Annotated in this window: 16 protein-coding genes, 1 pseudogene and 1 riboswitch; of the genes and pseudogenes, 5 read left to right on the top strand and 12 right to left on the bottom strand. The window is 57.6% G+C overall.

Translation table 11 applies throughout. The features are described 5' to 3' along the window. Positions 1–22: 22 nt before the first annotated feature. From B9Z42_RS12210 to B9Z42_RS12200, 3 genes are read right to left on the bottom strand one after another with little or no spacing between them, the layout of a single operon-like run. The gene (locus B9Z42_RS12210; protein WP_100133667.1) at positions 23–1,495 is read right to left on the bottom strand and encodes an ammonium transporter; all 1,473 of its coding nucleotides are present in this window, start codon (positions 1,493–1,495) and stop codon (positions 23–25) included. A gap of 39 nt (positions 1,496–1,534) precedes the next feature. Beyond that, the gene (locus B9Z42_RS12205; protein WP_100133666.1) at positions 1,535–1,873 is read right to left on the bottom strand and encodes a P-II family nitrogen regulator; all 339 of its coding nucleotides are present in this window, start codon (positions 1,871–1,873) and stop codon (positions 1,535–1,537) included. 33 nt (positions 1,874–1,906) lie between these two features. Beyond that, the gene (locus B9Z42_RS12200) at positions 1,907–2,653 is read right to left on the bottom strand and encodes a TorF family putative porin (RefSeq protein WP_100133665.1); all 747 of its coding nucleotides are present in this window, start codon (positions 2,651–2,653) and stop codon (positions 1,907–1,909) included. A gap of 210 nt (positions 2,654–2,863) precedes the next feature. Between B9Z42_RS12200 and B9Z42_RS12195 the strand changes: the two genes are divergently transcribed. Then, positions 2,864–4,411, top strand: coding sequence for a YifB family Mg chelatase-like AAA ATPase (locus B9Z42_RS12195; RefSeq protein ID WP_100133664.1), 1,548 nt, complete (start codon positions 2,864–2,866; stop codon positions 4,409–4,411). Here the strand turns inward: B9Z42_RS12195 and B9Z42_RS12190 are convergent. Beyond that, on the bottom strand, positions 4,408–5,169 hold the full coding sequence (locus B9Z42_RS12190; RefSeq protein ID WP_100133663.1) for a DUF2063 domain-containing protein: 762 nt from the start codon (positions 5,167–5,169) through the stop codon (positions 4,408–4,410). The two genes, B9Z42_RS12195 and B9Z42_RS12190, sit on opposite strands and share 4 nt — an antisense overlap. After that, on the bottom strand, positions 5,163–5,996 hold the full coding sequence (locus B9Z42_RS12185) for a DUF692 family multinuclear iron-containing protein (protein ID WP_100133662.1): 834 nt from the start codon (positions 5,994–5,996) through the stop codon (positions 5,163–5,165). The genes B9Z42_RS12190 and B9Z42_RS12185 overlap by 7 nt, the downstream gene beginning before the upstream one ends. Before the next feature lie 131 nt (positions 5,997–6,127). Here B9Z42_RS12185 and B9Z42_RS12180 point away from each other — a divergent pair, with 131 nt between their 5' ends. Then, entirely contained in the window at positions 6,128–6,688 is a 561-nt protein-coding gene (locus tag B9Z42_RS12180; protein ID WP_100133661.1) for a sigma-70 family RNA polymerase sigma factor, read from the top strand. After that, the gene (locus B9Z42_RS12175) at positions 6,685–7,383 is read left to right on the top strand and encodes an NrsF family protein (protein ID WP_100133660.1); all 699 of its coding nucleotides are present in this window, start codon (positions 6,685–6,687) and stop codon (positions 7,381–7,383) included. The genes B9Z42_RS12180 and B9Z42_RS12175 overlap by 4 nt, the downstream gene beginning before the upstream one ends. A gap of 4 nt (positions 7,384–7,387) precedes the next feature. Here the strand turns inward: B9Z42_RS12175 and metH are convergent, their stop codons facing one another. The 4 genes and pseudogenes from metH to B9Z42_RS12155 all read right to left on the bottom strand — a co-directional run. Further along, positions 7,388–10,123 carry a methionine synthase gene (gene metH / locus B9Z42_RS12170; RefSeq protein ID WP_369806873.1) on the bottom strand — a complete coding sequence of 912 codons (2,736 nt, stop codon included), beginning with the start codon at positions 10,121–10,123 and terminating at the stop codon, positions 7,388–7,390. Between the two features lie 50 nt (positions 10,124–10,173). After that, a riboswitch (S-adenosyl-L-homocysteine riboswitch) is annotated at positions 10,174–10,268 on the bottom strand. Between the two features lie 15 nt (positions 10,269–10,283). After that, complete coding sequence (locus tag B9Z42_RS12165; protein ID WP_100133658.1) at positions 10,284–10,886, bottom strand: hypothetical protein; 603 nt, start codon at positions 10,884–10,886, stop codon at positions 10,284–10,286. Beyond that, the gene (locus B9Z42_RS12160; RefSeq protein ID WP_100133657.1) at positions 10,883–12,004 is read right to left on the bottom strand and encodes an XRE family transcriptional regulator; all 1,122 of its coding nucleotides are present in this window, start codon (positions 12,002–12,004) and stop codon (positions 10,883–10,885) included. The genes B9Z42_RS12165 and B9Z42_RS12160 overlap by 4 nt, the downstream gene beginning before the upstream one ends. A gap of 425 nt (positions 12,005–12,429) precedes the next feature. Next, positions 12,430–12,804: pseudogene (locus tag B9Z42_RS12155) on the bottom strand (type I restriction endonuclease); the annotation flags it as partial. Positions 12,805–13,230: 426 nt separating this feature from the next. Between B9Z42_RS12155 and B9Z42_RS12145 the strand changes: the two are divergent. Continuing rightward, positions 13,231–13,968, top strand: coding sequence for a tyrosine-protein phosphatase (locus B9Z42_RS12145; protein ID WP_100133655.1), 738 nt, complete (start codon positions 13,231–13,233; stop codon positions 13,966–13,968). An 11-nt stretch (positions 13,969–13,979) separates the two neighbouring features. Here the strand turns inward: B9Z42_RS12145 and B9Z42_RS12140 are convergent, their stop codons facing one another. From B9Z42_RS12140 to B9Z42_RS12130, 3 genes are all read right to left on the bottom strand, one after another. Next, on the bottom strand, positions 13,980–15,164 hold the full coding sequence (locus B9Z42_RS12140) for a branched-chain amino acid ABC transporter substrate-binding protein (protein ID WP_233203639.1): 1,185 nt from the start codon (positions 15,162–15,164) through the stop codon (positions 13,980–13,982). Between the two features lie 209 nt (positions 15,165–15,373). Continuing rightward, positions 15,374–16,669 carry an amidase gene (locus tag B9Z42_RS12135; RefSeq protein WP_100133653.1) on the bottom strand — a complete coding sequence of 432 codons (1,296 nt, stop codon included), beginning with the start codon at positions 16,667–16,669 and terminating at the stop codon, positions 15,374–15,376. A 74-nt stretch (positions 16,670–16,743) separates the two neighbouring features. Then, positions 16,744–17,787 (bottom strand): homocysteine S-methyltransferase family protein, encoded by a 1,044-nt coding sequence (locus B9Z42_RS12130; protein WP_100133652.1) that lies wholly within the window; start codon positions 17,785–17,787, stop codon positions 16,744–16,746. 77 nt (positions 17,788–17,864) lie between these two features. Here B9Z42_RS12130 and recQ point away from each other — a divergent pair, with 77 nt between their 5' ends. Continuing rightward, positions 17,865–19,787, top strand: coding sequence for a DNA helicase RecQ (recQ, locus tag B9Z42_RS12125; RefSeq protein WP_233203635.1), 1,923 nt, complete (start codon positions 17,865–17,867; stop codon positions 19,785–19,787). The last annotated feature ends 7 nt before the right edge of the window (positions 19,788–19,794 follow it).

The following is a 19,794-nucleotide window of genomic DNA, read 5'->3' as shown; positions in this document are numbered from 1 at the left end:
AACTTGAAATAAACCTTGATTTTTAACGGTGGTAGGCGGTTTCGCCGTGTGAGCTGATGTCCAAGCCTTCGCGCTCTTCTTCTTCCGTCACACGCAGACCGATCACCAGATCAACCAACTTGTAAGCGATGAAGGAGACCACAGCCGACCACACGATGGTGGTGGCGATTGCTTGGAATTGGATCCAAACTTGGCCAGAGATCGAGTACTCAGGGTTCACAGCGTTGGCAACGTAGTCATACACGCCAGTGCCGCCCAACGATGGCGCAGCAAACACGCCGGTCAACAACGCACCCAAGATGCCGCCTACGCCGTGGACACCAAAGACGTCCAAGGAGTCGTCAGCACCCAACATGCGCTTGAGACCATTGACGCCCCACAAGCAGATGAAGCCTGCCAACAAACCGATCACGATGGCACCCATGGGTCCCACGAATCCGCACGCTGGGGTGATAGCCACCAAACCAGCAACAGCACCGGAAGCAGCACCCAACATGGAGGCTTTGCCTTTGGAGAGGCCTTCGCCGGCGATCCAGCTCAGGGTAGCAGCAGCAGTCGCGACCAAGGTGTTCATGAAGGCCAGTGCGGTGACGCCGTTAGCTTCCAGGTTAGAGCCAGCGTTGAAGCCGAACCAACCCACCCACAGCAAGGCAGCGCCCACCATGGTCAATGTCAGGCTGTGAGGCGCCATCGATTCTTTGCCGTAGCCGGTGCGTTTGCCGATCACATAAGCGCCGACCAAACCTGCCACAGCAGCGTTGATGTGCACCACAGTACCGCCAGCGAAGTCGAGTGCTCCTTTGGCCCACAACCAGCCAGCAGCGGCAGTCACAGCGTCAAGAGAAGCAGCGTCGGTGATCGCATCTGGGCCGTCCCAGTACCAAACCATGTGAGCCACAGGCATGTAACTGAACGTGAACCACAGAGCGCAGAACAACAACACAGCAGAGAAGCGCGCGCGTTCAGCGAAAGCACCCACGATCAAGGTGCACGTGATGGCTGCGAACGTGGCTTGGAAGGCCGCAAAGGTCAACTCAGGAATCACAACACCTTTGCTAAACGTGGCAGCAATGGAGTCAGGCGTGATGCCTTTGAAGAACAGCTTGTCCATGCCACCAATGAACGGTGAACCGCCCGTGAAGGTGAACGAGTAGCCGTAGATGACCCACAAGACGTAAATCATCGCGGTGACCACAAAGACTTGCATCAAGACAGACAACATGTTCTTGCTGCGGACCAAACCGCCGTAGAACAAGGCCAGACCTGGGATGGTCATCAAGATCACCAGGATGGTGGAGATGGTCATCCAAGCGGTGTCGCCCTTGTTAGGGACGGCGACAGGCGCAGCAGCAGCGGGGGCTTCAGCAGCGGCTGCGGGAGCAGCCGCTTTGGCCTCAGCGACAGCCACCGCCGGGGCAGCGGTCTGTGCCATGACGGCAGCGCCGCCAAACAGCAGACCCAAGCCTAGGGCAAGGGAAGCGAGCATTTTTTTCATGATGGATCTTCTTTCGAAAGGACGATGAGGGCGCTGCGATCAGAGGGCTTCCGGGCCGGTTTCACCGGTGCGGATGCGAACCACTTGTTCGAGGTCGTAAACAAAAATCTTGCCGTCGCCGATCTTGCCGGTGCGGGCTGCACCCTCGATGGCTTCGATGGCACGGTCCACATGCTCGGCGTCGACCGCAGCTTCGATCTTGACCTTGGGCAAGAAGTCAACCACGTACTCAGCACCGCGATACAACTCGGTGTGACCTTTTTGACGACCAAAGCCTTTGACTTCGGTCACAGTGATGCCCTGCACCCCAATTTGCGACAAGGCCTCGCGGACCTCGTCCAACTTGAAGGGTTTGATGATGGCGGTGATGAGTTTCATGGTTGCTCCAATAGAAGACGTTGCGCTTGGGGCTTAGAAGCTGTATTTCACGCCGGCAACAACAATGTTTTTGCCTTGGTAATAGTTGTTGTAGGTGTAGAAGGACTTGTTGGCGTTGGTACTGATCGCTGACAAGCTAGCAGACAAGCCATCACCCAAATCTTTGTTCAAAGTCAATGACACATCGGTGTAGCTGCCTGTCGTACTGTTTTTGATCACTTGACGGCCAGCGTGAGGCACCAGAGAGTAGCCGTCGCCCAAATCGAAGGTAGCGCTCAGATCGAGGTAAGAGCTGCCTTTGGAATTGATGTTTCCGAACAAGTCAGACAGTGAATAAGAGTACTTGGCAGTCACTGGGCCTGCTGTCACAGCGCCATAGACTTCGTCTGTATTGGCGTTGGTAAAGCCCGACACGTTTTTGAGCTTGTTGCCCAGGTATTCATAACGCAAGTAACCCACGTCGTATGCCAGGCCAGCAGCTTCAAATTTGTAACCGCCGTAGAGGTCCAGCTCTGTGGAGCCATCAGTAGCACCCGCTTCTTTGATCCACTTGATGGTCGAACCCCAAGCGCCAGCGTAGAAACCGTTGGCATTGGCATAGTCCACGCCGCCTTGCAACGCAGGCGCACCTTTGGACTGGCCAATAGAACGGTAACGGTATTCAGACACCACACCCACGTTGTAAGCCAGTGTCGACTCAGGCGCAGCAGGTGCAGTTTGAGCGAAAGCAGCAGAAGAAGTGGCCAAGAGAGCCAGCAGAAGTTTGGACTTGAGTTTCATTGTTTTCTCCATTGATAAATTGAAAAGGACACACCTACTAAGCAGGGTCCGTGCCAGCTCTTAATAGAACAAAAGTTGAGCAAACACCCTCCCCGAGAACCAAAGTGATGCAGTAGTCTGAACGACGGCTTATTTTTTCGCACAAGACTGGTGCGTAAACATTTAGAAACCGCCCCAACTTGGGGACAAATACGCAGAAAGAGAAGATTTATGGCCTTAGCCTTGATTCACAGCCGCGCACTTTTAGGTTTGCAGGCGCCTGCCGTGACCGTTGAGGTGCATTTGGCCAACGGCCTACCCAGTTTCAGCTTGGTGGGATTGGCGGACACCGAAGTCAAAGAGGCGCGCGAGCGGGTGCGCTGCGCCATTCAAAACTCAGGCTTGGACTTTCCCAGCAACAAGCGCATCACGGTCAACCTTGCGCCCGCCGATCTGCCCAAAGACTCAGGGCGGTTTGATTTGCCCATTGCCTTGGGCATCTTGGCCGCGCATGGCCAGCTCGACGAGGCGGCGCTGGCACTTCACGAATTCGCAGGTGAACTGTCACTGTCCGGCGAGCTGCGCCCCGTGCGCGGTGCCTTAGCCATGGGGCTAGCACTGCACAGCGCTGGTCTACGCACGCGCTTGGTGCTGCCGCCGGGCAGCGCCGAAGAGGCGGCTTTGGTGCCCACGGCCGAGGTGTACCGCGCGAACCATTTGAGCGACGTGGTGGCGCGCTTTGCCAAACCAGGGCTGAGCAACGCCACAGCACCCGAGAGCGACGCCAGCGGTTGGTGCCGCATTGCATCGCCAGTGGGTCAAAGCACCACGCCCTTGCGTGGGCCCGATTTGTCGGATGTAAAAGGCCAAGCCGCACCGCGACGTGCCCTAGAAATTGCAGCGGCAGGTGGCCACTCTCTTCTTTTAGTAGGGCCACCCGGCACCGGCAAATCCATGTTGGCGCAACGCTTTGCCGACCTGCTGCCGCCCATGACGCTGGACGAGGCGCTGGAGAGTGCCGCCATCGCCAGCTTGGCGGGGCGCTTTGAGCTGAGTCAATGGCTGCAACGGCCCACACGCAGCCCCCATCACACCGCAACCTCAGTGGCTTTGGTAGGGGGTGGCACCCCGCCGCGGCCAGGCGAGATTTCGCTGGCGCACCACGGGGTCTTGTTTTTGGACGAGCTGGCCGAGGTAAACCGCAGTGCATTGGAAGCCTTGCGCGAACCGCTGGAAAACGGCCACATCACCATTTCACGGGCGGCGCGGCAAGCGCGTTTTCCGGCCAAGTTTCAACTGATTGCGGCCATGAACCCCTGCCCCTGTGGCTATTTGGGCTCCACGCTGAAAGCGTGTCGCTGCACACCCGACCAAGTGGCGCGCTACCAAGGCAAGCTCAGTGGCCCGTTGTTGGACCGCATTGATTTACAAGTTGAAGTGCCCACCCTCGCGCCGGAGGTTCTGCTGCAGGCAGGTCCAGGCGAGTCGACGGCCACTGTGCGGGCACGTTGCGCAGCGGCCCATGCCAAAGCCATGGCGCGTCAAGGTGCACCCAACCAATCACTGGTGGGCCAAGCCCTCGACGATCATGTGCACATCGACAAGGCAGCCGCGCAGTTTTTGCAGAGCGCGGCGAGCAAGTTGGGGTGGTCGGGGCGCAGCACGCACCGAGCCCTGCGGGTGGCACGCACCATCGCCGATTTGGCCGACGCCACCCACATTCAGGTGGCGCATGTGGCAGAGGCGGTGCAGTACCGACGGGTTTTAGTCAGCCGTTAAAGGCCAGCTGCCACCTTCCCGCCCAGAATCACGCCTTCGTTTTGGTATTGCGCCAGCAAATCGGGGCCATAGCGCAACAGGTCTTCGGTGTTCGGGTGTTGCAACCAGACAGCCATGGCGTTGAATGCTTGACGGCCCGTCATCCCATCATTGAACAAGGCCAGCAACTGCGCACGAAACAAGTTGCTCGTCACCACTTGCACTGCGCCATCCACATCCCGCAACACAGACAAGTAAGTGGCCTGCCTCTCATCGGGGCGGTGATCCAAGTCGATGTCGTCCACGGGCCAGTCGTACGACACCTCGACATAGGTCGGGTTCAGCACCACGACATGCGTCATCAAATCAGCGGTGACATCCACCGCCACGCCCGCTTGCGGCAAGACCACAGCGGAGGTTGCCACCGCGCCTTTGAGCCATTCGAAATGCGACACATCGTTGAGCCAGGCGGGCAAGGTTTGTGTCTCAGGACTCTCACGCAAATAGCGCGCAAATTCCAACAAGACGGTACGAGGCCAAGGTGCTGTCGCTGGATAGTCGCGCAGAAAGTAACGGACCGCCGCGCGCCAAGCCCAGTCACCCAAGAGCCCACGCGTGAGCGGATAGGCGGGATTGAGGATGTCGCACAAGTTTTTAAACATGGCACGCTCATACGTGGCGGCCTGCTCAGCAGACACGCCCGCAGGCAAGGGCATGCTGTGCGGGTCACGCAAATGACGGGCCAACGCAAACTGGAAATCGCGGGAATCGTTCAACATGCGACAGTCTTTTTAGAAGTCGACACGGCCGCATCAGACCAGCGCTTGAGTTGCGCCCAATCATCCACACACACGGGAACTTCGGGGTGCAGGTGTGACAACACAGCAGGAAGCAATCGCGCAGCTGCCGAGTTCAAGGATGGTTCGATAGGACTGGCCTCTGCGCCACCTAAACGCACGTAATTCACGCGCTGCATGGGCAACGCAGCCAAGAACTGCAGCGCGTCGAAACCGAAGCGATGGCTGTTTTCAGCCAATGCCGTGATGTCTAAATGCACATGGCAACCCGTTTGGGCCACTAACGCGCTGATGAAAGCCGCCTCATGCATGGCCGACATGGGCGGCACCGCGTGGTGCGACACGTTGCGAATACCGATCGATTGACCCAACGCATCTTGCACACGCATGATGCGATCTGCGGTCCATTGCAATGCCGCGGTTGTGGCGGGAATTGGCAAGCAGGTGAACAACGGGGCGTCGTCATCGCTCCAACTGAGGGCCTCTGAGAACATCGCCATCTCATGGCCGCGCACGAAGGTCGCGAGTTGATGGACCAGCGCCATGTCCAAACGTCCAGGTCCTCCGAGCGAAAGGCTTTGACTCACACACACACTGGGCCACCGCTGCGTGGCCTCACGCAAATGCTGGCCCCACGGCCCGCCCATGCCCAACCACTGCTCGGCCGCCACTTCAATGAATTGAAGATCCTCGGACTGACGCGACGCGAAACCATCGCGCAAGGTGGTGTCAGCGTCGCTGGCGGGGTGAACAGCAATGGCCACTGGCTTTAACGCCAAGCCAATGCCTGTGATTCTGTGATTGTTCATAGCTCGTTTTGTAGCAAGGGGTAGCCGATCGATGGGCCTGAGTGACTAAATTCGATGCGAGGACCACTTTCGTTACGTCATGGAACGCAAATCACAAACTTTGTAATCAAAGCCCCCAATACTAAAAAATCATGAATGCGCGACTCCAAATTATTGAAGCGGACCTGCACGCCGCTTGGCGGGAAGCGCTGGCCGGGGATGCCAGGTGTTACCAAGACGTTTTGACGCGATTGAGCCAGCACTTGCGGCTGTTTTTAAGGCGTCGATTACGGGATAAACCCCAAGATGTGGAAGATTTAGTACAAGAAATATTATTATCAATACATCAAAAGAGTCATACTTACGATCCCAAGCAACCGCTCACGGCATGGGTTTACGCCATCGCCCGCTACAAGCTGATCGACCACCTGCGCGCCCAAGCACGACATGACGACAAAAACGACCCGATTGACGACTGGCACGACCAACTCTGGATGGCCAGCACCGAGGACGCCGATGCCTCCAAAGTCCATCTGACGCACATGCTCAGCCAATTACCCGACAAACAACGCCGCCCGATTGAGCACACCAAGCTCGAGGGGCACACCGTGGCTGAAGCGGCCGAACTCACGGGGCAGTCCGAGTCGGCCGTGAAGGTGAACATCCACCGAGGGCTCAAAGCGCTGGCCAAACTCTACGGAGGTATCTTTTGAAGACCCATGATTTCATTGCCCAACTGGTCGCAGACAGCCAAGCCGTGGCCCCCGTGCGCATTCACCTGATGTTCACACACGCAGTGTTGCTGGCCAGTGTCGTCAGCGGGGCCATGCTGCTGGTGTTTTGGGGCATTGATCTGCGCATCGTGTCGCTGATGGACACCCCCGCGTTTTGGGTCAAGCTAGGGCTGATGCTGTGGCTGTGCGCCAGTGCGTGGGTCATGGTGCTGCGGTTGGCGCGGCCTGGGGAGTCGGCAGGCCCTATGGTTTGGAGTGCAGGTGCGTCCATGACCGGTTTGCTGGCCATCACGATTTCGCCCTTCGCCCCCGGCAGCCCCGAAGAGCAACACCTACTAGCCCAAGCCGCGCCTTGGATGTTGGCGAGCGTCGATCACGGCTGGGCAGGCACGGCGCAAGCGTGGCGAGGGGTGTGGCATACCGCCGCCAGCATTTCGGCCTTGGCCCTCCCCTGGCTGGCAGCGCTGCTGTGGACGCTGCGCAGCATGGCCCCCACACAACCGGCTTGGGCAGGTGCCAGCGCCGGGTTTATGGCGGGGGCTTTGTCGGCGCTGCTGTACTCGCTGCACGCCAGCGTCTCGGCCAGCCCCTTGGAAACACTGGGCTACTTACTCGGCATGAGCTTGATGCCCGCCATCGGCGCCCTGCTTGGACGCCGCCTCCTGCGCTGGTGAACGCTTACAAATTAGGCGCCAGCAAACGCTCTAGGTCTTTCACCGCCACGCCTTGGCGTTGCGCCAAGTCGTGCACTTGGTCATCACCAATGCGGCCCACGTTGAAGTAGGTGGCATCGGGGTGGGCCAGATAAAAACCACTCACGCTGGCTGCAGGCGTCATGGCCAAACTGCTGGTCAAGCCCATGTCGATGTCGTCGCATTGCAGCAAGGCAAACATGTCTTGCTTGGCGCTGTGGTCAGGGCACGCAGGGTAGCCGGGTGCGGGGCGGATGCCTTGGTATTTTTCTTTGATGAGGTCTTGGTTGCTCAAGGCTTCGTCTGCGGCGTAGCCCCACAAGTCGGTGCGCACGCGGTGGTGCATGCACTCGGCAAAAGCTTCGGCCAAGCGGTCGGCCAAGGCTTTGAACAAAATGGCTGAGTAATCGTCATGCGCTTCGATGAAGCGCTTTTCTTGCTTCTCGGCGCCTAAACCTGCGGTCACGGCAAAGAGGCCCACGTAGTCGGCGGCTTGGGTTTGGTCGGCCACAAAGTCGGACAAGCAACGGTTGGGGTTACGCACATCATCGCGGGTGGGCTTTTCGGTTTGTTGGCGCAAGCCGTACCACGTCATCACTTGCTGTTGGCGGGTCTCGTCGGCGTACAAAACAATGTCGTCACCCACGCGCTGCGCGGGATACAAACCCACCACCGCGTTGGCCGTGAGCCAGCGGTTGGCGATGATTTTTTTCAACATCGCTTGACCGTCTGCGTAAACCTTCTTGGCTTCTAAGCCCACCACTTCGTCTTCCAAAATCGCAGGGAACGGGCCCGCCAAATCCCAAGTCTGGAAGAACGGGGCCCAGTCGATGTATTTCTCAAGCTCGGCCAAGTCGAAGTTTTTGAACACGCGACGGCCAATGAACTTTGGCTTGGCGGGTGTGTAGTTGTCCCAGCTGATGGTCGTGGCGTTGGCACGCGCTTGCGCCAGCGTGACCAAGGGTGTTTGCTTTTTGTTGGCGTGCTGCTCGCGCACGTTGGCGTAGTCGGCGTTCAGCTCGGCAATGTATTTGGCGGATTGGTCTGACAACAAACCTTGCGCCACGCTCACGCTACGCGACGCGTCGGGCACGTACACCACGGGGCCGCTGTAATTGGGGGCAATCTTCACAGCGGTGTGCACGCGGCTGCAGGTGGCGCCACCAATCAGCAAAGGCATTTGGCGGTCGCGGAAATACGGGTCTTTTTCCATCTCGCTGGCTACGTATTGCATTTCTTCTAGCGACGGTGTGATGAGGCCCGACAAGCCAATGATGTCTGCGTTTTCTTCTTTGGCCTTGGCCAAAATTTCGTGACACGGCACCATCACGCCCATGTTCACCACCTCGTAGTTGTTGCACTGCAAGACCACGGTGACGATGTTTTTGCCAATGTCGTGCACGTCGCCCTTGACCGTGGCGATGACCATCTTGCCTTTGGCTTTGACGTCTTCTCCGGCGGCTTCTTGCGCCAGCTTTTCGGCTTCGATGTAGGGCAACAAATGCGCCACGGCTTGCTTCATCACGCGGGCACTCTTGACCACCTGCGGCAAGAACATCTTGCCTTGGCCAAACAAATCGCCCACCACGTTCATGCCGTCCATCAACGGGCCTTCGATGACGTGCAAGGGGCGGCCCGCCTTGGCCAAAATCTCGCGGTAGGCCTCTTCGGTGTCGTCGTTGATGAAGTCGGTGATGCCGTGCACCAGCGAATGACTCAGGCGCTGCGCCACGCTGACTGGCGCGTCAGGTGTGCCGCGCCAGGCGAGTTTTTGGCTGTCGTCTTTGGCCGCGCCTTTGGCAGTTTCGGCCACTTCAATCAGGCGCTCGCCTGGGGTGAGGTGCGCTTCGCCTTCTTTGTATTGAGGGACGCGGTTCAGCACCACGTCTTCCACGCGCTCACGCAGTGTGGGCTCGAGATCGTCATACACGCCCACCATGCCCGCATTGACGATGCCCATGTCCATGCCCGCTTGGATGGCGTGGTACAGAAACACGGTGTGAATGGCTTCGCGCACGGGGTCGTTGCCGCGGAATGAAAAACTCACGTTCGACACACCGCCACTCACCTTGGCACCGGGTAGGTTTTGTTTGATCCAGCGCGTGGCGTTGATGAAGTCCACCGCGTAGTTGTCGTGCTCTTCAATGCCGGTGGCAATGGCGAAGATGTTGGGGTCGAAGATGATGTCTTCAGGGGGAAAGCCCACTTCGTCTACCAACACGCGGTAAGCGCGTTCGCAAATTTCGATCTTCCGTGCGTAAGTGTCGGCTTGGCCTTTTTCGTCAAACGCCATCACCACCGCTGCCGCGCCATAGCGCTTGACCAACGTGGCTTGACGCTTGAACTCGTCCAAGCCCTCTTTCATGCTGATGGAGTTGACGATGCCCTTGCCTTGGATGCAACGCAAACCCGCCTCAATGACCGACCACTTGGATGAGTCCACCATCACTGGCACGCGCGCAATGTCGGGCTCGCCCGCCATCAGGTTCAAGAAACGAACCATCGCCGCTTGGCTGTCCAGCATGGCTTCGTCCATGTTGACGTCGATCACCTGCGCGCCGTTTTCCACTTGCTGACGCGCCACGGCCAAGGCTTGCTCGTACTCGCCATTCAAAATCATGCGCGCAAAGGCTTTAGAGCCCGTGACGTTGGTGCGCTCGCCAACGTTGACAAACAAACTGCCCTCGCCAATAGACACTGGCTCAAGGCCAGACAGCTTCATGGGGGGAACTGCAGTGGAATTCATGGGGGTACTCACCTGGGGGCTAACAAAACAGGTGAGCGTCGTTGCAAAAGATTCGGCCCCAAGCCTGACTTCACGCGCGAGTCCTGAGAGGACGGGTGAAGCTGCAACGCTCCTTGGGAGTGCTTATTTTAACCGCTCACTCAGCAGGCGCTGGACCGAAGATTTTTTTGAAAACCTTGTGTTTTGCGTCTTCCCAAGTCTTGGTCATATCGCCATTGGCTTCAAGTGCTTGGTAAATGTCTCGAATCAACGCATCGTCCACAACCTTGGCCGTCTTGAGCTTGGCTAACAGCTCATATCCGTGCCAAACCTTGATGTCTTTAAAGTCTTTGGCCAGCTCGTGCATGCCCAAGTCATCTGTCACCACAACAGCAGGCCTGACCTGCCCAAACGCTAACAACCAACAATCGGCATAGCCTGGCGGTGATCGGCCAAACGACGTGAACCTGCTCACATCCATTTGCACCCAGCCCATCAGCACACTTTGCGCGGCCTCAATCTGAGCCTTTTCATCTTTGGTCAATCGCACCTGTTTAGCCAAGCGCTCGTTGGCAAACTCTGGCCCATCAAACCAAGGATTTGTAAACTTGAGGTGCGCGCTGCAGTGCACCTCGTCCTCGGTCACTTTGTGAATGGCCAGCAAATATGGCACCTGCCCGAATTCCAGCCCCACAAAAGGCCGCACTCGCTTGGCGAGGCGCAAATAGGTGTTGGTATCGAGCAGGACCAGCGTTGTCAATGGCTCAACTCTCCATGCAGTGCTATCGCGTCTTGCATGGGTATGTCCATCACCTGCTGGATATAGCCGGGCCCTGTCTGCTTGCTTTTAATCATGCGTTGCAGCGATTCAAAGAACGAGCTTCTAAACACGTTCTTCACAGCTGCCACATAGGCGCTGGGCTCGGCGGGTACTGGTGTAAACAATGTTTCGCTCACAGTGCCGCCACGCTGCATGGAGCATATAGCGTGAATTTGTGCATCTGTGTGTTTTAGCAACGTGAGCCCTTGCGATTTGGCGTAGCGATTTACTTCGGAAAACACACTGTAGAGAGAAATGCCATACGCCTGTGCTTGCGCCTCTAACAGTTTTTTCTCGCCTGTCTTGTTACTAGTGCTGGCCTCTTCGTACGTTTTTTTCGCCACGGCTTTAGGAAACAATAAAGCACCTGCAAACGCATCGGCAAAATCTTCGCCCTCGTTCTTACCTGCAAGCTCTGGCGTGTACACGTGCGCCAGTTCGTGCGCCATCCAAAACTTGAAGTCTTCTTGGTGTGTGTCTAAGTTGAGGAAGATGAAGGTCACCCGTTCTTGCGGCAGCAGGATGTGCAGCGCATTTTTGTGGTTTTGCTTTTGCCCCCACAACACTGGAGCCACCACTGCGCCGTTGTTGTCAAACTCACCCAGCAAATCTTTGTATGAAATTGCAGCTTGCTCGCCCAAGCCCAAACGATGGCGCACTTGGCTAGCCAATGTTTGTAGCTGCTCGTAATCGGTGCTTGGCTGCTGTAGCTGCAAGCGGAGTACGGGCAGCTCTGGCAAAAAAGGCACCAGTGCTTTGAGCAACTCGCCCATCACCATAGCTTTGCTGATGTGGCCATCGGTTGTTTTGGTACCTGCTTTTTTACGGAAAGCCACCACGGGCTGGCCTGCGGCTTCGAGCTTGACCAAGTCTGTAAAGCCCATTTGCAAAGTGGTTGCGAGCTTGAGCAGTTTGTCGGGGCGCGGAAAGTCTGAACCCCTGAGCCAGTTGGTGACTGACTGTGCTGTCACGCCAAGGGCAGTGGCCAAATCTTTTTGCTTCCAGCCCCGCAGTTGCAACGCTTGCTTTATGTTTTCGCTGTGGATAACTTTTTGCATAGGGGCTGGATTATGCATTAAGCAGCCAAAAAATCAACTTTAATCAACTTTTAGAGTCATAGGCTGGCTCAATTTAACGGGCAATAAAAACGCCCTCGCTAGATACATAAAGATAACAACTAAGCCTGCAAACCATTGATTTTTATATGTATTTAACCCGTGCACGAGTTGTTATCCAGCGAGATAGATAACAAATTTAAAGGTTTTAGAAAACAGGTTTTAAAAAAATTTGGGTGAGTTTGGTAAACTGTTCCCAACACGGCCCCCTTCGGCAAAACGCTTCGGCGTCAAGCTGCTTGGGGGTTTTTCTTTGGCCGCTCACCAAGCTCGCTGTTCCCAAGAAGCATCGACGCCCATGCCATGCAGCGTCAGACCGACGTGGCGCAAGTCCGGGAAGTCTTTTTGCAACAGCGTCACCAAACGCGGTTTTTCTCCAACACGCCATCGGCCAAGGTGGCATCACGAAACACAAAGCCATCGCCATTGCTGGCAAAGCTAAAGGGCACGCCCAGCAAGTCGGCATAGTTAATGGCTTGGGCCATGCCTGCGCCCATGGCCTTGTTGTTGTCCTTGGCCTCGACCACCGCAATGGGAATGTTGGCTTTGTAGAACAACGCATAGTCGGCGCGCAAGACCGTGCTTTGATCGCGGTGCGATTTGTTGCCCCGCACCGTCACGCGGCCTACGCGCAGCGGATATTCGCGGTAAATCTGGTCGTGAATGTTCCAGCTTGCCCGCGCTATGGCGGGGCTGATGAACTTTTCACAGATGTCGATTTCGGAGAGTTGTTTTTTATCCAAAAGGGGTTCTCGCTGGATGATCGGCGCGATGGGGTGATGTTTGTATTTTTAATCATTTTGTGCACCTTTCCTCAAGCCAAAGCGTTAATCAAACCCAATCCCCCAAAGAGCACACCATGTTCACTCGCTTCCTATTGACCTCACTTCTCGTCATGTCGACACAAGCACAGGCCCAAACCCAAACGCCCACCCCAATCTGCACCCGCGAATACGCGCCTGTTTGCGGTCAGCTGGGACAAGAAATCAAAACATTCCCCACCCGTTGCGTGATGCTCAGCCAAGGTGGCACTTGGGTTTCAAACGGGGCCTGCCCACAAACACCTGCAACCCAAAGCACAAAGCCCGCGGAATAGGCGGGCTGGGCTGGGTTGGCTTAGCTGGGTGAAGCCATCCACAATACCCACATCGATCAATCATTGGAACTCTATGTCTCTGGTCACACCCTCACTGCTGCAAGGCGCTTCCAATTTCCGAGACCTAGGCGGCTACGCCACGCAAAACGGCTACCGTATCAAATCTGGACAGGTGTTCCGTTCTGACCATCTGGCCACGCTGACACCAGCCGATTTGGCATCCTTGCAAGCGCTGGGCGTGCGGCACAGCCTAGATTTCCGAGGTGTCGCTGAATCCACGGCGACGCCCTATGACATTCCCGGTCTCGAGCGCGTGCCTTTGGCGATCGAGCCCACGGTGATTGCACGCATGCAGGCACTGGTGGCCCAAGGCATTGAGCCGACCACCGAAGAAACGGTGGACTTGATGCGCGAGACTTACCGTGACTTTGTGAACCACAACGCCGCCACCTTTGGTCGCTTCTTGAAACACTTGTTGGCGCATGACACCCCTCAAGTTTTCCATTGCACCGCAGGCAAAGACCGCACAGGATTTGCCGCAGCACTGCTGCTGTCAGCCCTTGGCGTGGACCGTGCCACCATCGAACACGACTACCTGCTCACCAACCAGCTGTATCGTCGCGACCCGAATATGGAAGGCAAAGGCCCTGCGCATGTCATGAAAGTGCTCTGGCAAGTGCAACCGGCTTTTTTGCATGCCGCATTTGAAGCGGTGGACCAACAAGGCGGCATGCAAGCGTACTTGCATGGCCCTATTGGTTTGGACACCCACGAAGTGCAAGGCTTGCGCGACTGGCTGCTGCAAGCCTGAGGGTGGATGGATTAACTGGGACGCTTCATCTGGCATGACGTGGGTTGGGCACTGATGTAGGAGTCCCAAACCACTTCAGTACGGAAACCGTAACCCGTGTTTTCAGCGTCGTACTTCACGCCTTTGCTGCCTTTTTTGGCCCAAATACCCAAATACAAGGGGGCTTCAAGCTGATGGTCGCTTTGACGCATTTTGACGTCGCCCATGGGGCTCTTGTAGGTCATGCCCTCCAGTGCAAAAGCCACTTTTTTCGGGTCGGTCGATTGGGCTTTGCGTATGGCTTCACGCAGCATGTTCATGGTGTTCCAGTGCGCTGCAAAGATGAAATCGTCGTTGTATTTCTTCTTGTAGTCCACATAAATTTTTTCAAGCTCAGGGGTGGGCGCGTTGTGTACCCAGTTCCAGATCACGCCCACTTTGCCTTCACCCCACGGACCCAGCTGAGCAGGGGTACCTGGATTGTTCGCATTCAGCGTGAAGTAGTTGATGTTCAGCCCGAAATCGCGCGCCGACTTGAACATCAGCGTCAAGTCACTGCCCCAGTTAGAGGTGATGACGGTGTCCGCACCCGTCGCCGCGATTTTGGACACATAGGGCGCAAAGTCACGGGTTTGCGCGATCGGAATGAAGTCATCGCCCACAATCTGAATGTCTGGACGTTTGCGCGCCAAGTACTCTTTGGCAGCCTTTGAGACTTGGCGACCGTGGGTGTAATCCTGATTGATCAGGTACACCTTCTTGATGTCCTTGCGCCCTTGCATGTAGGTCGACAAGGCCTCCATCTTCATCTCACTCGACGGATAAAAACGGAAATGCCAGAAGCTGCAACGTTCGTTGGTCAACAGAGGGTCCATGGCCGAGTAGTTGAGGTAAACCGTAGCACGCTCAGGCTCACGCTCCGCGAGTTTGTTCAACGCATCCACCAGGGCCAATGCGACGCCTGATCCACCGCCTTGCGTGATAAATCGGATGTTGCGGTCGTTCGCAGCTTTCAAGGCGCTCAGGCTTTCTTGTGGCGAGCCCTTGTTATCAAACTCGACAATTTCCAGCAGCGGGTCTTTGGGTCCGGCCTTGGCATTGAGCTGAATCACCACCTCGCGCAATTGCTTGAGCGAGTTCTGTCCCGTCAAGGCAAACGGGCCCGACAACAAATCAATGAATCCAACCTTGACGGTTTCTACCGCTTGGCTGGTCATGCTGGCGGTCAAAGCGATGACACATAGCGATGCTTTGACCCATGAAGGCATCTTGCAGGTTCTGGACACGGAGGTCTCCTTGTTAGCTTGGGCGCTTCGAGCTCTCAGATCGAAGTAAAAATGAAGCTCAATTGTGCAGGCCTTAGGTCTGGATCAATCACCTTCGGCCTAGGGGAAGACCCGCCTGTTGGATCAGGCAGGCGCTCACCTCAAAAAACGCTCAAATGCTGATGCAAGGCGTGCGCCGAAGCCAACGTCAACCCATCCGCCCCCACCTGCCCCACCACCTGCAAGCCGACAGGCATGCCGTTGGGCGCCAAGCCCGCAGGAATGTTGACAGTCGGTGTTTGCAACACCGTCCAAATGCGGCAAAACACGGGGTCGCCCGTGTTGTCTAGCCCCAGCGGGGCTGCGCCAGGTGCGCTGGGCGCCAGCAGCACATCGACGTCTTGAAACACATCGGCCAATTGCGCGCGACAGAGCGCCACCAGCGCTTGGGCTTGGTCGTATTGCTCAATCGTCACGTCCACGCCCGCCTGCAGAATGCTTTGCAAGCGAGGGCTCAAACTGGCGAAGTGCTGCAAGCGCTCGAAGGACAAGCACTGGGCTTGCTCTGCCAATTGAATGTAGGTTTGCGCTTGCACCAGCTGCTGGTAGCTCACAGGCAAATGCACGTCCTGCACCACGATGCCGTGCGCAGCGCTGAGGCCGGCGGCTGCCTGCTGCAAAGCAGCGTGGGTCTCGGGCAGCGCCTGCCCCCACTCGTAAGTATGGCAAATGCCCACCCGCAAGGGGCGCGACAGATGCTCAGCCATGGGGCGCACCAACCACGACGAGCGGCCACTCAAGGCCGCGGCAAACAACGCCGCGTCGGGGACGTTTCGGGCGAGGGTGCCCACAGTGTCCAAGGTGTCGGACAAAGGCTTGGCCCCTGCGCGGTTGATGCCGCCGAAGCTGGGCTTGAAGGCCACCACACCGCAATAGGACGCAGGACGCGTGAGCGAGCCTGCGGTTTGTGTGCCCAGCGCCAGCGGCACCATGCCGTCAGCCACCGCAGCGGCCGAGCCTGAAGACGAGCCCCCAGGCGTGTGCGCTAGGTTGTGTGGGTTGCGCGTCTGGTTGGGCTGAAATGTGGCGAACTCGGTCGTCACCGTTTTGCCCAGCACCACCGCACCTGCAGCACGCGCCAGTGCCACGCAGCTGGCGTCATTCGCGGGTTGATGGCCAGCATAAATGGGCGAGCCATACGACGTGGACATGTCTGCCGTGGCAATGAGGTCTTTCACGCCAATCGGCAGACCGTGCAACAAGCCTTGGTGAGCGCCTTGGTCCAAGGCTTTGGCCCTGACTAAGGCAGCATCACGCGCCACATGGGTCCAGGCTTGCACTTCTGGCTCGCGAGCGTCGATGCGCTCTAGGCAATCGCGCACCAAGTCTTCGGCACGCAAGGTGCGTTGGGCCAGTTGCTGGGCGGCCTCGCAGGCGCTCAAGGGAAGCTTTGACATGGGGTGAATCTCCGGTTCAACACAAACAAAACCCCATTCTGCTATGGCTGACGCTCAGCCGCAGTCAACTGCGTTTACGCCGCCTCGCGGTAAAAAGGCCCCGCGCTCAGCGCACGTACTTTTTCGTTTGCCACCGCATGGCCAATGGCGGCGATGTGCTCTGGCGTGGTGCCGCAGCAGCCGCCCACGATGTTGACCCAACCTTCGGCTGCAAACTCGTGCAACAAACGGCTGGTGACATCCGGCGTTTCGTCAAAGCCGGTGTCGCTCATGGGATTGGGCAAGCCCGCATTGGGGTAGCAGCTGATGAACGTATCGCCCGCGACCTTGTTGAGCTCTTGAATGTAGGGGCGCATCAGCGTGGCGCCCAAAGCGCAGTTCAGGCCAACGGCCAGGGGCTGCGCGTGGCGCACGCTGTGCCAAAACGCGGTGACGGTTTGGCCACTCAAAATGCGGCCTGATGCATCGGTCACGGTGCCGCTGATGATCAGGGGCAGACGCTCGCCCGAGGCTTCAAAGAATTCTTCAATCGCAAACAAGGCGGCTTTGGCGTTGAGCGTGTCAAAAATGGTTTCGACCAACAGCACATCCGAGCCGCCTTCGACCAAGGCTTTGACTTGGTCGTAATAGGCGGCGCGCAGTTCTTCAAAGTTGACATTGCGTGCGCCTGCATCGTTCACATCGGGGCTGATGCTGGCGGTTTTGGGCGTGGGGCCGACCGCGCCCGCGACGAAGCGAGGCTTGTCGGGCGTGCTGTATTTGTCGCAGGCTGCGCGCGCGATGCGAGCCGAGGCCAAGTTCATCTCGTAGGCCAAATCTGCCATGTCGTAATCGGCCTGGGCGATGGTGGTGGCACCAAAGGTGTTGGTTTCGATCAGGTCAGCGCCAGCGGCCAAATAAGCCTCGTGGATGTCACGAATCACGTCGGGGCGCGTGAGGCTGAGCAACTCGTTGTTGCCTTTCACGTCTTTGTGGAAGTCTTTGAAACGCTCGCCCCTGTATTGCGCTTCAGTCAACTTGAAGCGCTGAATCATGGTGCCCATCGCACCGTCGAGGATGGCGATACGGTTGGCCAAAATGGTGGGTAATTCTTTTGCGCGTGTGTAGGCTTGGGTCATGTGTCTATTGTAAGAAGCAGGGACAATAGCCGGTTCATGCTTCCGTTCATCCCCACTTATTTACACGCCAGCGTCATTTGCGCGCGCCGAAAGCTGCCGTGTCCACACCCGTGAATCCGCAAGACATCCTGCGCGAAGTGTTTGGCTATAGCGCGTTTCGCGGCCCCCAAGAAGCCATCGTCAACCATGTGTGCAACGGTGGCGATGCGCTGGTGCTCATGCCCACGGGTGGCGGCAAATCGCTGTGTTACCAAATTCCGGCCATTGCACGCCAGCGGGCGGGCCATGGCATCACCATCGTAGTGTCACCGCTCATCGCACTCATGCACGACCAAGTGGGCGCGCTGCACGAAGCCGGTGTTGAAGCGGCATTTTTAAATTCCAGCCTCAGCGGCGAAGAAGCCAACGCGGTGGAGCAACGCCTGCGCCGTGGCGAGATCACCCTGCTGTACGCCGCGCCCGAGCGCATCACCACGCCGCGCTTTTTGGCGCAATTAGATGCATTGCACGAGCAAGGCCAGCTCAGCCTGTTTGCGATTGACGAAGCGCATTGCGTCAGTCAGTGGGGCCACGACTTCCGCCCCGAATATCGGGCGCTGACTGTGCTGCACGAGCGCTATGCCGGCGTGCCGCGCATGGCACTCACGGCCACGGCCGATGCGCTGACGCGGGCCGACATCGTGGAGCGCTTGCAACTCGAAGATGCGCAGCAATTCGTCAGCAGCTTTGACCGCCCCAACATCCGCTACACCATCGTTGAAAAGAAAGACGCGTCCACCCAACTGCTGCGCTTTATCCAGCGCGAGCACACGGGCCCAGACTGGCAAGACAGCGGCATCGTCTATTGCCAATCGCGCAAGCGGGTGGAAGAAGTGGCCAAGAATTTGTGCGAGGCGGGCATTGCCGCGTTGCCCTACCACGCGGGCTTGGACGGTGCCATTCGCCAAACGCACCAAAACCGTTTCTTGCGCGAAGACGGTTTGGTGATGGTGGCCACCCTGGCGTTTGGCATGGGCATCGACAAGCCCGATGTGCGCTTTGTGGCGCACTTGGACATGCCCAAAAACATTGAAGGCTATTACCAAGAAACCGGCCGTGGCGGCCGCGATGGCCAAGCTGCGCACGCGTGGATGGCCTACGGCCTCAACGACGTGGTGAACCAGCGCCGCATGATCGACGAAAGCCCAGCGAGCGAAGAATTCAAACAAGCCATGCGCGGCAAACTCGATGCGCTGCTGGCCTTGGCCGAAGCCACCGATTGCCGGCGTGTTCGTTTGCTGGGCTACTTTGACGAAACCTACCAATCGCCCGAAAACGGTGCACCCCGCTACACCTGCGGCAACTGCGACAACTGCCTCAACCCACCCGACATTTGGGACGGCACGGAGGCTGCCCGCATGTTGCTGTCCACCATTTACCGCATCAAGCAACAAAGCGGCATGTCGTTTGGCGCGGGTCACGCGATGGACATCCTGCGCGGCAAGGTGACCGAAAAAGTCACGCAATACAACCACAACCAACTCAGCACCTTTGGCATCGGCGCGCATTTCAGCGAAGTGCAATTGCGCGGCGTGCTACGCCAATTGATTGCCATTGGTGCGTTGGGCGTGGACGCGCAGGCCTTCAACACGCTCTACCTGACCGAGGCATCACGCGGCGTGCTGAAAGGCGAAGTCAGCGTGCGCTTGCGCGCCTCGGTGTCCACCCCTGCGGACCGCAAGGGCGACCGCAAAGCAAAGGGCACCGCCAGCGGAACCACCAAGGCTGCACCGATTGCATTGGACGACGACGGCCAACAACGCTACGAGGCCCTCAAGGCTTGGCGCGGCGAAGTGGCACGCGCGCACAACCTACCCGCGTATGTGATTTTTCACGATGCCACCTTGGCCGCCATTGCCCAAGCCGCACCACACGACTTGGAAAGCCTGCAAGGCATTGCCGGCATTGGCGCTAAAAAGCTCGAAGCCTACGGCGAAGAAGTGCTGCGCGTGGTGGCTTAAAGCAGCG

The sequence above is a fragment of the Limnohabitans sp. B9-3 genome (assembly GCF_002778325.1).
In the GTDB taxonomy this organism is placed as follows: domain Bacteria; phylum Pseudomonadota; class Gammaproteobacteria; order Burkholderiales; family Burkholderiaceae_C; genus Limnohabitans; species Limnohabitans kasalickyi.
Note: the sequence above shows the minus strand (reverse complement) of the source record. Positions and strands in the feature narration are given on the sequence as shown.